Below are 15,806 nucleotides of genomic sequence, written 5' to 3' on the forward strand. Positions count from 1 at the left end.
ACAACCTGCCTGTTAGAGTTATAATTTGGGGTAAACAGGAGGGCAGATGACAGACTCAGTGCAGACTCAGCAACAGACAGTCAGTTCGGCAAAGACCAAAGCCCGGTTCACTCCGAAAATGGATAACTTCAGAACCAGCCTGATGTATGAGGGGCTGACGCTGAAGAAAAACCCAGAGAACCAAAGTATTGCGGATCTAAAACGCAAATATGCGCGATAAGTATGGCGTAACACAGGACAAGTATTGTTATCCTGACTCGGATGTCTTAATAAACCTATTGAATATTCGCGAAGCTGACACATTGGCAGAAGCAGAAGCAGAATTCACTGCGGAACGATATCGCACCTACCAATCACCTCAATTGTCTATCAGCGACTTCACGTTTAAACACCTTAAAGCACTTCACTATCATCTTTTCCAGGATCTATATGAATGGGCCGGAAAAGTGCGTGATGTAGACATTTCTAAAGGTACCACTCGGTTTTGCAACTGTCAGCGCATTGAGCCTGAAGCCGAAAGGCTTTTCAAAGCCATTCCTGTCCTGATTGAGGCGTGATCTCGTGAACAACTGATAGGTCAGACTGCTGATCTGTTTTGTGAGTTAAACTTACTGCACCCTTTCAGGGAAGGTAATGGCCGGGCTCAGAGATTCTTTTTTGAAGAAATGATATTCACATTAGGGTATGAAGTAACCTGGCCAGAAATTTCCCAGGAAAAGTGGATTGAAGCCAATGTCGCAGGGGTAAACCTCAACCTGACACCTTTAATGAACATCATCGACAGAGCAATATCCGAATCCAAAACACACTCTTTCTGATCCACGCCAGATCATCACGCTTCTCCCGTCATTTGCGCGAAGGCAGGCATACCCAGAACCTTGTAGGGGCGAAAGCGAATACAGGGATGTATTGTCTCGCGAACCGAAGGATGGAATTCATTCGCCTTGCTACAGGACGAAATTTATTCAGACAAAAAAATGCCGCCCTCGGTCATTCCCGCGAAGGCGGGCATGTCCAGCACCTGTGATAGTACGAGGTTCTTGGCCAGCACATAGATAATTCAAAGGTTGCTGGGAATCCAGCGCCCTGTAACTCATAGATTTAAAGGCACTGGATGCCCGACAACAGCCTTCGGGCATGACAAAACCTCACCGTCATCCCGACCCCACACACCGTCATTCCGGGCCCCCGTCATTCCGGCATGTTGTTAGCCGGAATCTTTATCAAACCAAACAGCAGAGAAGGTTAAATTCAACCACCAGAATCGCCCGACAATAGGGGTAGGGAAGCTTATGCTCCCCTCCCTCCGAACCGTACGTGCGGTTCTCCCGCATACGGCTCTCCAGTTGGTGGTTTCAACTTCGTGATTGACTCGCCTTAGCGTGGGCTGTGGTTAAGGTGAACAACCCTCGTTCAGCGAAGAAGGCATTCGGCCAGCGTTTGTGATCGTTCAGGCAGTACCCAAATCCAGAGCGCTTGTTTTGCCTACGCAATATCGCCCTGAGTCGGCGCCTGACGAAACCGTCTATTGCCCTGAATGTTGTTCTGCGGGCGTGTTTAAAGTAGTTAAACCAGCCCCGTAACATCGGGTTAAGGTCGGCGATGATGCAGGCCAGACTGTTGCCTCGAGACCGCCCTGTCTTGCTCCGTATCTTATCCTTGAGGCGCTGCATACTTTTCTTGCGAACCCATCGCCGCCTTGCTTCAAAACGGTATCCCAGAAAGTCGAACCCCTGCCCTTTTTCCAGACAATTCCCGATATGGGTTTTGTCCGGGTGCAGGGTTAAGCCATTATCGCTGACCCATTCCCGGATTAACGTCAGGGCTTGTTCCGCTTCCTGTTGGCTACGGCACAATACAACAAAGTCGTCTGCGTATCGTACCATCTGGTAGCCTTTGTTTGTCAGCAGCGCATCCAGTGGGTGAAGGTAGATGTTCGCTAATAAGGGGCTGATTACCGCACCCTGTGGACTGCCTCCCGTTGGCGTCCATCGCTTCATCCCGTGTAATACATCCTGTTTTAGCCAGCTTCTTAACAGCTCCAGAACACGACCATCGCTGATCTGTTCTGATACCCGCTCCATCAACCTGTCATTGGGAATGCTGTCGAAATATCCCTGCAAATCGGCATCCACCACCCAGTGGTAACCGGCCTGTAGTTTCTGATTGACGTCCCTTAACGCATCTTTGCCACTTCGCCCCGGCCTGAACCCATAACTGCATGGCAGAAACAGGTGCTCGAATATCGGCTCCAGTGCCAGTTTTGCCGCTGTTTGTACCATCCGGTCTTTCACCGTGGGTATACCCAGTGGTCTGACTCCGCCTCCGTCCTTTGGCAACTCGACGCGTCGAACTGCCTGCGGACGATAGGTGCCCGTTTTCAGCGCCTCTTCCAGCTCTTGCAGATAGGTTTCGGCCTTGGCTGCGAAGTGCTCTATGCCTTGTTTGTCTACTCCCGCCGCCTTACCGTCTTTGCGCCGGACTTTTGTCCATGCACTGTGTAGCGTTGTGGCTGAGGTGATTTTGTCTATCAGGCTAAACCACTTGCCTCCTTTGACGCCGTGTTCCAGCGCCGTCAACATGCGTGGTGTCCAAATCGAAGTTTCCACCCAACTCCAGTCGCGCTGGTGTTGGGGTTCTGCGTCTTGTTTAGTCCTTGCGGACACTCCCGGCGCTTCGCTCATGCTCTACCTCTTTTTTGAATTTCACACATCCACCTTCCTGCCTCCCTTCGCTAACGTCAGTTTTTACTCTTTGACGCTTTCTGACGGCTTTGGCACCCCTTACACCTTTTTTCCGCGATGGGTACACATCTGTGCTTTGCTCCAGTGTTGTCTGGTTATAACGGTGTAAGCCCTGCCGTCATGCGCTACTATGAAGGCTCTGACTCCTGTCGAACGCACACCTCGTTTGACAGGTCTCCCCGCTTATCTCACGATACCTTCCTGACATTCCGCCTCCAATCACGTGGCATGCCCCAGCATCGCTTTGCCATAACAGCGTGTTGGGTGAGTTTCAGACTTCACCATGATCCCGTAGGCTCGTCGCATCACCCCGCCGAATCGAGTTCGTTATCCTGCGGACTGCCGGTTCACCGCCGGTTGCTTCCTACCCCACCTCGCAGTGACGCAGTTACCTTTGGTTACGAGGAGTTGGCTTTCCCCGACACGGACTTGCACCATGCTGATATCGCGCCTTGACGGGCGCACGAGATCCTGATTTTCATCAGGATGACCAGGGGAGGTTAAAGATCCTGACGTGCGTCAGGATGACGCTGCTTTTGTAGCCAGGATGGAGCGAAGCGCAATCCGGGTAAATGCGGCATTCTCACTACCCCGCAATCCGCTTCTTGCAGGCTACACCTGGCAACACCCCCCGTCATTCCGGCACCTGTCCAGCCCCTTCTGTTTTTGGAGGTTGCGGCTTTAGCCCAGCACCCTCTGCTTTTTGTAGGTCGCGGCTTTAGCCCGACAAATGAGTAACCAGAGGTGCTGGATAAACCCGACAACAGAGTAACCAAAGGTGCTGGATTAGCCGGAATCTTTATCAGGCAACTACAGCGTAAAATTCAACCACAAGGCAAAATCACTTATCTCGCTCGCCCTGCACTGCACGCTGAGCCACCTGATAAGCAATGGCGTTAATCTGCTCCTGGCTATAACTGGCATTACCTGATTTGGGTAAGGTCGAGGCGAGTTGTTTATGATTCAGAATAGGGAAAGGAACACGGAAACCACGGCTGACAAACCAACCGGGAAAAACCAAAACAGGCACAGCTTTAACCTCAATACCAGCGGCTTTGCTTAGCCATTGGCTAACCCATTTAGCCTGCCGCTGGGCCTGCTCAATGGGTTCTACTTCAACCCAGGAGGGGAACTCCAGCTTGCCGGACTTATAAACCACCTCATGGCCTTTTACTCCCTTTGCCTTAGCGTTGGCAGAAGCATCGGCATGGCGCTTATGCCTGCCCTTGGTTTCGATAGCGAACACACCATTGGGACCAATCGCCAGATGATCGATATTAAATTTCTCGGCCTGAATATCATGAAATACCTGATAGCCCTTCGCCTGCAGTTGCAATAACTCTTCGGCAGTAGCCAACTCGGCGGCATGGCCCAGCCTTTGCTTGGTAAGATGATTGAAATTTATGAATTATTTGTGGGGATTCCTCAGCCTCCGATATCAATGCTCTTAGTCTATGCAAAAATACGAAAGAATGCTGCGCTCCCAGCCTCAGGGTGGCGCTTTTTACAAGAGCCAATTTACTATTATCCGGACCAAAATATTCATACAGACGTATGTTAACTTTCATATAGACGAATAGAAACTTTCATTTGGACGCTTTCCAAGCTAATCTTAGCCGTAGACTCCTTAGCACCCATCTACAAATGGATAGCAACCTGTATCATCGATTTTCACAATCCACACTCCTTGAAGCATTGCAGGATACCCCCGCCGTACTGATACATGGTGCCCGCCAATGCGGTAAAACCACGCTGGCCCGTTTTGTTGGTAAACAGCTTGATTATGACTACATCAGCTTCGATGATGACAACCAATTGCAATCCGCTAAAACAGACCCTGTAGGTTTTGTCATCAGCCTGCCAGAACGCATCATTCTTGACGAAGTTCAGCGTGCACCTGAAATCTTTGCAGCGATAAAATCAAGTATTGACCGCAACCGCCAGCCCGGAAGGTTTATTCTGACCGGTTCTGCCAACGTGCTGCTATTACCACAGCTGGCCGATTCACTGGCCGGGCGCATGGAAATCATCCATTTGCGCCCCCTGACTCAAACTGAAATTGCCGGTTATAGACCGCAATTCTTCCAGGCACTCTTTAATGCTGAGCAGAACACTATACCTCTGGAAGCCAACACGCAAAGAGGCTATCCGAGATTGGGGCCGGGTATTGCTCAACTACTTTGTAGAGGAGGTTATCCTGCCGCTATCGCTCGCAATAGTGAAAAACGCCGTAGTGTCTGGTATCGAGACTATATCCAAACTATTATCCAGCGCGATGTGCAGGATATTGCCAGTATCCGCAATCTGGAGATTCTGCCAAAACTACTCTCCCTGGCTGCCGGGCAAACCGCCCGCTTATTCAATGCTGCTGATTTAGCATCCCCATTTGCCGTTAGCCGCCCTACCATCAGGGAATATCTGACACTTCTCGAACAAATATTTCTGCTCGAACAGCTACAACCCTGGCACAGCAATCGATTAAGCCGACTGATCAAAACACCCAAGATGCATCTATCCGATACAGGTTTAGCTTGCGCGTTGTTGGGGGTTAACAGTCAGGACTTGTGGCAAGATAAATCACTGCTCGGCCAGCTTTTAGAAACATTTACTTATCAGGAACTGCGCAAATATGCAGACTGGCACGATCAGCCATTGGCCTTTTACCACTTTCGTAACAAAGATAAAGTCGAAGTGGATATTATTGTTGAACAAGGGCGGAGACTGGCAGGAATTGAGATCAAAGCTGCCGCTACGGTGACGAAGAAGGACTTCAGAGGGCTGGATAAATTAAAGCAGGCCTGTGGTGAAACATTTGCCGCGGGCGTAGTATTTTACGATGGCGAGTCGATTCTGCCTTTTGGTGAAAAACTCTTTGCAGTGCCGATTTCATTGCTGACTCCTTCCGCCTCCAAATAAACGACATACGGCCAAAATTCTCCGGCGGTGCCAGCACCACCCGCCGAATATATGCAGTGACAGAAACGGTCACCCGTCACTCCCTGTCATTCTTGCGCAGGCGGGCATGTCCAGCACCTGTGATAGTACGAGGTTCTTGGCCAGCACATAGATAATTCAAAGGTTGCTGGGAATCCAGCGCCCTGTAACTCATAGATCTAAAGGCACTGGATGCCAGACAACAGCCTTCGGGCATGACAAAACCTCACCGTCATTCCGGCCCTGCACCAGTCATTCCGGCACCTGTCCAGCCCCTTCTGTTTTTTGTAGATCGCGGCTTTAGCCCGACAAATGAGTAACCAGAGGTGCTGGATAAACCCGACAACAGAGTAACCAAAGGTATGGATTCGCCGGAATCTTTATCAGGCAACTACGATGCAAAGTTCCACCCATCAAGCAGATTCACTTATCCCGCCCTCCCTGCATCGCACGCTGCGCCGCTTGCCAGGCAATAACATGCAATTGTCATAGAAGCTGATAAAGTACATATTAGTTAACTTAGAGTACTTACTTAGCATAGTGTCCATCACTTTTGGTACAAAGCGTTGCGACATTGAGGTTGCAAAAAAATGAAAATGAATCCTGAAGTCGTTTATAGATTCGATAGCAATGCCGAAAGAAAGCTTTTTCAAGCTTTTGAAAGAACCAACTTTGAGGGTGCAACTGTTTTCCATTCACTCAATATACCCAAACACCAGAAAAAACAATTCTCTGAAGCGGACTTCGTTATAGTCTCCAATAAAGGAATTCTCGTTCTTGAAGTCAAAGGCGGACGTTTGTCAGTAAAGGGGGGGATCTGGTACACGCGTGACAGAAATAACAATGATGATAGATTAAAGGAAAGTCCTGTTGCACAGGTGACAAGTGCTCGCATATCTATTGAGAAAATGCTTCAGGAAAAACCGCTGGATATTAACCTCAAACGAGTAAACTTCGGTTTTGGCGTGATGTTTCCAGACGTAAAACTCGGTGACATTGGCATTGAACTAACCAAGGAAGAGGTGTTTGATGTAATAGACTGGGATCGAAAAAATTTAGGTCGATGGCTGGAGAAACTTTACAGGTACTGGACCGAGCGCACAGGTAGAAACCAGCGCCTCACAGATCATGAAGTGGCAGTACTCTGCAGTGCAATGAGAGAGGAGTTTGACCGAGAAAAGTCTCTCCTAGCAAGTGTAGGTGAGAGCTGGGATCAAATGATCAGTCTAACGGAACAGCAGTACCTAGCCGTTGATACGATAATAGCCAATAAGCAGGTTGTTGTAGAAGGTGGGGCTGGCACCGGAAAGACATTAGTGGCAATTAAAGCAGCCAAGGGATTGGCATTTTCAGGCAAACGAGTCCTGTTTGTATGTCGAAGCCCTGTCCTAACATCCTTTGTGAGAGACGAACTAAAAGGTGCACAGTTCCAAGTCGTCAAGTTCTCAACACTACAAGAATCACGCAACAATATTTCCATTTTCGATTGCCTAATTGTGGATGAAGGCCAGGACATGTTAGATATGGATAGTATTTCAGTGATTGACTCCCTTTTTGAAAATGGCATGAGTCATGGCTCATGGTATTTCTTTATGGATCCAAATAACCAGAGCTCGCTTTACGCTCAGATGGATGTGGACGCTGCCGAGTATCTCAAAAGTTGTGGAACCAAGGTTCCACTGTCAAGAAACTGTCGAAACACCAAACAAATAGCCATACATACGTTGATCTTTACAGGAGGCAACATCGGCAAGTGCAAGGTTTTGGGTGACGGCTTGCCAGTCTTGGAGAAGGAGCTTGATCATGACAGCAGAGTTCACCTAGTGTCTCTCGTTGAAACTCAACTTAGCAAGTGGATTGACGAGGACGGGGTAAAGCCAGGTGACATTGTACTTCTGTCCCCGCTTTCATATGAGCAGAGCTGTGCACAGCAGTTGGACAAGCGCTGGCGTCGTAAAATTACAATCATCAATGAGAGTTTCGGAGAAAGGTGGCTTGATACTGCGTTACCATTCAGTACGATTCGCGATTTCAAGGGACTAGAGAATAAGTACGTGATGATACTGGATCTGGGAGCTTTGCTTAAACACTCCAATGCAACTAATGAGCTTTATGTGGCAATGACCCGTGCGAATACAGTTCTCTGGATGTCTATACCGAAATCCGAAAGGGAATGGTTTAATCGGTGCCGAGAAGAGAATGCCAGTTCATTATTGGCCTATTTGGAGGATGTAGATCTATGAGCGCAAGTAACAAAGATTCGGTAACACAACTGGTTTTAGACAGGCAGGCAATTGTAGATTATCTGAACCGTAAACTTGTTGGACCCTCCAATGGTGACAATGAAGCACTACTTAAGAAGGACGTTCCCCATACTTACTATCTGATGGGTGCTGTTTTCCCGCAAGGGGTCGGTATGGGAGACTTATCAGGAGAGGAAGAGGGTGATCAAACTGAAGACGACCCTATTGCCCTCGCGTATCAGTTAAAGCCGGCATCTATTGGTTTGTCCTTTTTTGTCACTTCTGAATCAACAAACCCTACAGTCACAGTTGAGCTCGCAGCCGCCGTATACGAACTTCTAGACGGTAAATGGGAAAGACGGCCGCTAGCTACTAGGGAGAAGCCTTACACGATTACTCTTGATGCGGGTGCAGCCAATACTGCACGCGGTACTCTCAACGGCCGAGTCGATGTCGTGTCCAGATGGCGAAAAATGTCTAGTGGTCATCTTGTAACTGTAACGCTCCTTAATCCGAGACATGCGGACGAGAAACTGAACCCTACAGACGTTTTGCATCAAGTGTGGATGCGTTGTAAAGCAGAACGCGGGGCTATAGGTAATTATCCGGGGCCAAACAGGTTTTCGTGGGATGAAGAAGAGGAAGAGTTAGCACTGATCTATCAAAATAAGAGGACTTTTGCTATTGGACATGGATGTGCAGCAAACTGGCCTACCGATCGGCATTATGATGTCGCGCCTTGGATTGAAACGGCCTTTATCCCCGAGTTTGAAGTACCACCGGTCACTGCCGATCTGCCTGAAGGGCACGAGCTCTCGAACAACAAGGTTTTTTCGCTCCAATACCTCGCCGACTCTTCTGTTGATTGGCAAGAAAAGTACAAATTGCTGACTCAGTTTATCACTAGCTATGAATGCTGGGTTGCAGAACAACTTTCTCTTAATGCCCCTAATGGTTTAGAGAATGCCGCGGAACGAATTGGTCGCAGGCTAGAAATTTCTGTTGCGCGAATGATAAAGGGACTGGAATATTTAAACAATAATGAAGGCGCCAAGCAGTGTTTCTTATTGGCAAACCAAGCCATGCTTATGCAAATGATTCACTCTGGAAAAGGTTATGGCGGCACACAGAAAGCTGCAAACAGTTTTATATTCGAGAGGCCAGATTACACAGAGTTCGCATGGAGTAATTATCGCTGGCGGCCTTTCCAACTAGCGTTTCAGCTTCTAGCTATCGAGTCAGTTGGCAATTCAAACTCTGATGACCGGGAGCTAGCTGATCTGATATGGTTTCCTACTGGTGGTGGCAAGACAGAAGCATATCTTGCTGTTACTGCGTTCGAACTTTTTCACAGGCGCTATCAGTTCGGTGAGACTGGCGGAGGTACTGCAATACTCCTGCGCTATACCCTTCGTTTACTGACCACGCAACAATTCGAACGTGCCGCCGCTATGATATGTGCATGCGAATCCCTTCGCAGGAAGGATTCTGAGGCATGGGGAAATGAACCGTTCTCCCTAGGTCTCTGGGTTGGACAAGGTACAACACCTAACACTTTCAGCAACGACTCAGATACTTCCCCGGGCGCTTACCAAGTCTTCAAGGAATTGTGTGAAGCAGCTAAACCTGAAAATCCATTCCAATTACTGTCTTGTCCTTGGTGTGGGTCGCGCCTTGTCCCTGAAGCACATAGCGATAATGCAAAGAAATATGGCTTCAGGGTTTCCGCATCTAGCTTTGAAATTTTCTGTACAACAGAAACCTGCGATTTTCATAACCAGATACCGGTCCAAGTTGTGGATGAAGGATTATACGCATCCCCACCTTCATTTCTAATCGGAACTATCGACAAATTTGCACGACTTGCATGGCGAGATGAGCCGAGCTCATTCTTTAATGGAGGTCGCCACCAGCGCAAGCCACCGTCGCTCGTGCTCCAAGATGAATTGCATTTGATATCAGGTCCCTTAGGAACGATTGCTGGAATTTATGAAGCAGCTATCGACGTTGTAATGAGACGACATGGTGCTAACCCAAAATACATTGCAGCTACTGCAACAATTCGTCGCGCAGATGAACAGGTGGAGAGGCTGTATGCGAGACCATGCAATATTTTCCCCCCGGCCGGTATGCGGGTGGAAGATTCTTGGTTTTCAAGAGAACAAAATTCATCGGCAGAGAATCCCGGCAGGCTTTACGTTGGTATCATGGGGCAGTACCACACCCCTGTCACTTCCCTTGTTCAAACCAGTGCTGCGCTTGCACAGTCGGTTATAGACGTACCTCTGGGAGCCAAAGCTGCAGATGGTTACTGGACTCAGGTCGTGTTTCACAACAGCCGACGCGAGTTAGGTAAAACCATGACAATGGCGCTCGATGATATTCCGAAGAGAGCTGAGGTGATTGCCCAAGATAGGTCGAGAGCCAGAAAAATTCAACCTACAGAAATGTCGGCAAATATCCCCTCAAGAGAAATACCCGAGGTACTTGAAGCACTTAAAACTCATAGAGAGAGTGGTAGTGCAATAGACATGTTACCGTGCACCAACATGTTTTCAGTTGGTGTCGATGTTAAAAGGCTCGGGCTTATTATGATGAACGGGCAGCCCAAAACCACAGCAGAATACATTCAAGCTTCGTCACGCGTTGGTCGTGACATCATCCCCGGGTTAGTGGTTGCCTTGTATCCAAACAACAAGGCTAGGGACCGCTCCCAGTATGAATCGTTCATTCCCTATCACCAGGCCCTTTATCGAGCTGTTGAGCCGACGAGCGTAACACCGTATGCACAACCAGCAATGGAAAGGGCATTACATGCAGCCCTTATAATCGTGATGCGGTATGCAGCCGGATTGTCTGGCATAGATGGCGCGAAACGCTTCGACCCTGATGAACCTACTGTAGCCGACGCGATAGAAACATTGCGTTCCCGAATGCTGGCGGCAGACCCAACGAACTCTACGTCCAAAGCCTCGGTAAATAGCTATCTTGATCAATGTGTACAAGCTTGGGCCGATCTGGCCCGATGTGCCAGGGACGGTAATATCCAACTACGATATGAATCCCGTAATTCATCGAATATGAAGCCCTTGATTGTAGAATACACCCCGGGGGCCAGTGTGAAGCCAGAAGTTCCTTGGCCAACACTGAATTCCATGCGCAATGTAGATAGGGAAAGTAAAATATATGTTTGGGGTGAAGACTAATGGCAGTTGATAGAAAAATCAGGCAATCACAAACTATTACGCCGTTTGGAGTTGGCGCAATTTACGATTTCGGAGCTGAATCCTTCGTTGCTATGGATATCTCAAAGTGGCGAGTAGAACGAGAGGCTGATATTCGACTGCCAAGGCTTGAGAAAGTGTTGCGCGTACATAAATTTAAGGCTGCACCTGTCGCGGGGCGCCCCGCATATCCAGGGGCAGCTTCTGCTGGTCAACAGGTTCCCTACGTTCGTTTTCCTGCTTGGCTTTTTTGCCCGAATTGCAGAGTGATGCACAAGTGGAGTTATGCCAAAGAGAAAACAGGAGTTCACCCGGTCTGTTCTGAATGCAGGAAGAGTAGCAAACTGGCTCCCATGCGTTTCATGGCTGTTTGTAGAAACGGTCACTTGATGGATATCCCATGGGTCAGATGGGCACACAGAGGCGCCAGAAAGGCAGAACAAAGGGACTGTCGCCACGAAAATCTGATATATAAATCTGACCCAACGAGAGGAGCTGGCACTCAATCATTGATCGTGGCATGTCGATCTTGTCTTGCAGAAAATGATCTGGATGGGTTGCAGCACAAGGATTCACTGAAAGGCTTCTTCCGGTGCCAGGGAAAGCATCCATGGGAAAAGTCGGAATTCTCTATAGACTGCGACCAAATTCCACAAGTTGTCCAACGTGGCGGCAGTAATGCCTATTTTGCTGATACAACATCAGCGATAGATATCCGAGTCGGTGGCAAGAAACAATCAAATGTTTTCGATCAAATTCGATTACATGAAAAGTGGCAACCATTGTTAGATCTCAAAGCAAATTTAGCTTCGCCGGAAGATGCCATCGCCAAGATATTTATCGATCCAATGGTAAATGATCCTCATCTGAAACAACTTGGTGTGACAGCCGAAATCGTCTGGAACTGTTTGTTTGAGAGTGATACTGAAAAACGGGATGTCATAGATTCTGATGATCCGGCTGACCTGTTAAAAGATGAATGGAATGCCTTTATTAGCCCACCAAAAGCTACCCAGAATGACAACTTTGTTGCTGAGCAAGTAAATCTTGAAGAGTTTGAGTTTGTTTTGCCTGAAAGTGAGCATAAGACTTGGAGGGAATTTAGCAATCTCGTATCCACAGTAACACTGGCGAGAAAACTTCGTATTGTTACTGCCCTGACCGGTTTTTCGCGGCTTGAACATAGCTACGAATACCAATTGTCGCCGTCACTTGGGGCCAATAGTAGTTGGCTACCAGCAACCGAGATATATGGCGAGGGGATTTTTTTGGCGCTAAATGCAAAGACACTTGATAACTGGGAGAAGAAGATCCCGCATACTGTTTTGGAGGCAATGAGGGACGCCCGAAAAAGAACCACCCTTGGTTTTCTACCAGCAGTGACTGAAAGGTTCGTACTTCTACACACATTTGCTCACTTACTTATCAGGCAATTGTGTTTCGAGTGTGGCTACTCGTCATCATCGCTTACCGAAAGGATCTACAGCGATGCAGAATCAGGGATGGCTGGCATTCTGATTTATACAGCTTCTGCAGATAGTGAGGGAGCCTTGGGTGGTCTTGTGCGCCAAGGCCAGCCTGAACGGTTGCTCTCAACCGTTAAGACCGCACTCTTTAGAGGAAGCTGGTGTTCAAATGATCCAATTTGCAGCGAGCTGCCGCGTCAAGGTGTACAGGGCCTCAACAAATCCGCTTGCCATGCATGTACGTTGATAGCGGAGACAGCGTGCAACCACGCGAATAGCATGCTAGATAGAAGTTTACTGTTTGGAGAACAAAACGACACACCGTTCGGATATTTCTCGAATCTCATCGCATTAACTGAGGAGACGCTGTAGTGCGACTACCAAAACGAGCGGAGCTAAGTGAAGAGCAGGAAGAATTCCTCATGGAGGCCCCACTGGATTCCTCGGTTATATGTGTTGGACCTCCCGGCACAGGCAAGACTGTATTGGCACTATATAGAGCAGCTGTTCTGGCAAGAAAGAATATGAAGTCAGATTTGGTCATGCACAGCAGGCTACTTAATCGCTATGTCAAACGCTCACTCGAAGAGTTGGAGATAGATGTCGATACAAAGACTTGGCATTCATGGGTCTACTCTCATTGGCGCAAGGGAAATGGTAGTTTTAGGATTCCCCAACATAGTAATTACAACCCTAATTTCGACAAAGCTATTGAACTAATTAGTCAAGAAAAGCCTTTGAGACCTCAAGGCCTTTACTGGGAGCACCTGATAATTGATGAGGGGCAGGATTTCCCTAGGAGCTTTTATCTATTTTTGATGGTAATGAGTCACAGTAAATCTATTGTTCAGGACAGGCCCAAACCTGTTGTCGCCGTATTTGCGGACGAAAACCAGCGCATGGAAGAGGAGAAGAACTCTACTATTAGTGACATTAAAACTTATTTGCCAGGAGCCGGATTTTATACGGTAACAGAGAACTATAGGAATACAGCAAGTATAGCCTTACTTGCCAGCCATTTTTACGTTGGTATGTCCACTGGACTGCCGGATATTCCCGAGCACCGGCCTGGGAAAGTACCAGTAATTCGCAAATTTGATTCACTGGAAAAGGAAATGGAGTCGATAGTGAGATGGTTAAACAACAACGAAGACCTTTCCGCTGGTATTATTGTCGAAAATACTCGAGTACAGAGCAGAGTCGCCAGTGCAATTAAGCCGCTCGCCCAAGCAAAGGGCCTTAAGGTGCAGAAATACAAATCAGGCGGAAATGTGGATACGATAGATTTCTATTCTAGGGGGACCATTACCATTGTATGTCACCATAGTTGCAAAGGCCTCGAATTCGATGGAGTGTTCATTCCTCAAGTGCAGCATTATCAACATGATGGAGTTAATGAAGAATTCTTAAAAATGAAGATGTATGTGATGATCAGCCGCGCCAGGACCCATCTACAGCTATCATTTACGGATTGTTCTGAGCCACCATCTATACTCAAGCTGTTTCCGGCTAGCAATGAGGAGGCATTAAAATGGGACATCTAGACGTAACAAAAAATAATCAAACTGCATTATTTGAGCAAGTAGAAAAGTCGCGACTATTTTTTATAACTAATCAGCGAAATCTGATGTCATTTCTTGGCGCTGGAATGGTAGTTCCCGCCAAGTCGCAGTTCCGCTACAAAAAAGATAGCCGTGAACTATTTAACGGAGCGGTGCCGCTCTGGAAAGCCAGAATACCCAACATATCAAAAACCTTTCCTCATATTGATCAAGACCGAGCTGTTGTAATCGAATTTGATTTTACTCACCTAGAGACCTTCCTAGAAAACGGCAGAATTCTGGATCAAGAAGCGGTAGTCGTTATGAATGCACCGCTTCCTATATCAGCGATAAAGTCGATTTACCTCAAAAGCCAACAAGCAATTGATGATTTTTTGTTAAGGCTGACCGACGATGTTATTGCTGACCCTGCACTTTTTGAGGTTTTGGATGATGCTTCCACTATTGACACTATCAATGTGGAGAGTGATTACGAAATAAAAGATCTAGAAGATCCATTAAAAGTTATCAACTTTGTAGACCGCTTTGGCGGCGCAGTAATGAGCCTCAATTTATTATCAAACTCCAATTCATCACAAGTAGATTATGCGACACTCTTGCTTTTAGTCTGCGTTGAACATTGGGGATTCGGCAACACAAAATCGGTTGACCCAGAGAAAATCCCATCTATTCCTACCGACGATAGAGAAATTATAAAAGCCTTACTGGATATCCTATCAAACACCTATCCGGAACGAGGATTTGATCCAGATAATGTGTTGACAGAAATTGAAAAAAAACTACGACCATTGAGGCCAGAATATAGGGAGGGAGTTAGTAGATGGCTGGACTTCTGCAAAAAGGTCGTAAATTCCGAAAAAGATGTTCCTGAGTTGAACGATAAAGGCGACATAATTAAACGTGGAGTACTATTGTTCTTGTTGCGTCCAGATCTGGAACGGCTCCGTTCGGCTCCTGATTCATCGATCAATCCTGGTAGTTCAGTGTTCCTCGTGGCAAATTTCCTGTCTGGGTTCTTTACAGGTATGTTTCGGATTGGGAGTGAATATAAAGGAAGTTTTTCACAGTATAGTCAGTTCTGCCAAAGTTTATTGGATTCGTTTTGGTGCATACGGAATAGGCATTTCGAATCTGTGCATGAATCCGACGCCATATATGGCGCTTCACAGATCCTCAAGATTAATGGCATTACTTTGTTTTCACAAAAAGTGGAAAAGAATTTAAGCTTGGCCCGCGTCCAAAGTATCGCCAGATCTACACGTTACGATATGCAATATGACTACAAGGAGCATAGACTGTCTTACGAGATGACTCTCGATAAGGGCCGCAAACGGAAAGTCTATATTGAGCTGGTGAAACCACTGATTGGAGGTTCGGAAGTAATCCGCTTTATTTCTCCATGCCAAGACCTAAAAGGATCCAAGAGAAAGCGAGTATTAACTAAAAATAAAGTTTTAGATTTACTCTTGCGAAATAGTCGTGATGATATGTATTGCTCCTTCGCTGTTTCAGATTCAATGGAAGCAATAGTTGTTGAAGCAACTCAAATTGTGCGAACCATGGATGATGATGAATTTGAACTACTGTTAAATCATGTTGCTACAGTTGCTGATGAATATGAGCATGAGTGAGT

At 47.2% G+C, this 15,806-nt stretch carries 8 protein-coding genes and 2 pseudogenes; 8 read left to right on the forward strand and 2 right to left on the reverse strand.

The genetic code is table 11. From position 1 onward, the window contains the following. The first annotated feature begins 46 nt into the window (after window positions 1–46). Window positions 47–220, forward strand: coding sequence for a hypothetical protein (locus CDA54_RS19580; RefSeq protein WP_180237174.1), 174 nt, complete (start codon window positions 47–49; stop codon window positions 218–220). Beyond that, window positions 210–818: pseudogene (locus CDA54_RS09450) on the forward strand (Fic/DOC family protein). The gene CDA54_RS19580 and the pseudogene CDA54_RS09450 overlap by 11 nt, the downstream one beginning before the upstream one ends. Before the next feature lie 537 nt (window positions 819–1,355). Here the strand turns inward: CDA54_RS09450 and ltrA are convergent. Together ltrA and CDA54_RS09460 are read right to left on the reverse strand one after the other, a co-directional pair. Further along, window positions 1,356–2,609, reverse strand: a complete 1,254-nt coding sequence (gene ltrA, locus CDA54_RS09455; protein ID WP_218962393.1) for a group II intron reverse transcriptase/maturase — start codon at window positions 2,607–2,609, stop codon at window positions 1,356–1,358. Between the two features lie 976 nt (window positions 2,610–3,585). Then, window positions 3,586–4,146, reverse strand: a pseudogene (locus CDA54_RS09460) (nuclease-related domain-containing protein); the annotation flags it as partial. Window positions 4,147–4,388: 242 nt separating this feature from the next. Between CDA54_RS09460 and CDA54_RS09465 the strand changes: the two are divergent. The 6 genes from CDA54_RS09465 (at window position 4,389) to CDA54_RS09490 (ending at window position 15,804) form a co-directional block, all read left to right on the forward strand. Further along, complete coding sequence (locus tag CDA54_RS09465; RefSeq protein ID WP_099034758.1) at window positions 4,389–5,660, forward strand: ATP-binding protein; 1,272 nt, start codon at window positions 4,389–4,391, stop codon at window positions 5,658–5,660. Window positions 5,661–6,268: 608 nt separating this feature from the next. Then, the gene (locus CDA54_RS09470) at window positions 6,269–7,921 is read left to right on the forward strand and encodes a nuclease-related domain-containing DEAD/DEAH box helicase (protein WP_099034759.1); all 1,653 of its coding nucleotides are present in this window, start codon (window positions 6,269–6,271) and stop codon (window positions 7,919–7,921) included. Continuing rightward, entirely contained in the window at window positions 7,918–11,127 is a 3,210-nt protein-coding gene (locus CDA54_RS09475; RefSeq protein WP_099034760.1) for a helicase-related protein, read from the forward strand. The genes CDA54_RS09470 and CDA54_RS09475 overlap by 4 nt, the downstream gene beginning before the upstream one ends. Beyond that, window positions 11,127–12,983 (forward strand): DUF1998 domain-containing protein, encoded by a 1,857-nt coding sequence (gene drmB / locus CDA54_RS09480; protein ID WP_099034761.1) that lies wholly within the window; start codon window positions 11,127–11,129, stop codon window positions 12,981–12,983. The genes CDA54_RS09475 and drmB overlap by 1 nt, the downstream gene beginning before the upstream one ends. Then, a complete protein-coding gene (locus CDA54_RS09485) occupies window positions 12,983–14,155 on the forward strand; it encodes a 3'-5' exonuclease (protein WP_099034762.1) in 1,173 nt (390 codons plus the stop codon). The genes drmB and CDA54_RS09485 overlap by 1 nt, the downstream gene beginning before the upstream one ends. Next, complete coding sequence (locus tag CDA54_RS09490; RefSeq protein ID WP_099034763.1) at window positions 14,143–15,804, forward strand: hypothetical protein; 1,662 nt, start codon at window positions 14,143–14,145, stop codon at window positions 15,802–15,804. Before CDA54_RS09485 ends, CDA54_RS09490 begins: the two co-directional genes overlap by 13 nt. Window positions 15,805–15,806: the final 2 nt, after the last annotated feature.

Origin of the sequence: Lacimicrobium alkaliphilum, assembly GCF_002591895.1 — a bacterium.
GTDB classification, from domain to species: domain Bacteria; phylum Pseudomonadota; class Gammaproteobacteria; order Enterobacterales; family Alteromonadaceae; genus Lacimicrobium; species Lacimicrobium alkaliphilum.

What these genes read in the sequence shown, in the direction of transcription:
- CDA54_RS09465 (WP_099034758.1), top strand. Translation starts at nt 4,389, where the DNA reads ATGGATAGCAACCTGTATCATCGATTTTCACAATCCACACTCCTTGAA.
- CDA54_RS09470 (WP_099034759.1), top strand. Translation starts at nt 6,269, where the DNA reads ATGAAAATGAATCCTGAAGTCGTTTATAGATTCGATAGCAATGCCGAA.
- CDA54_RS09475 (WP_099034760.1), top strand. Translation starts at nt 7,918, where the DNA reads ATGAGCGCAAGTAACAAAGATTCGGTAACACAACTGGTTTTAGACAGG.
- CDA54_RS09490 (WP_099034763.1), top strand. Translation starts at nt 14,143, where the DNA reads ATGGGACATCTAGACGTAACAAAAAATAATCAAACTGCATTATTTGAG.
- drmB (WP_099034761.1), top strand. Translation starts at nt 11,127, where the DNA reads ATGGCAGTTGATAGAAAAATCAGGCAATCACAAACTATTACGCCGTTT.
- CDA54_RS19580 (WP_180237174.1), top strand. Translation starts at nt 47, where the DNA reads ATGACAGACTCAGTGCAGACTCAGCAACAGACAGTCAGTTCGGCAAAG.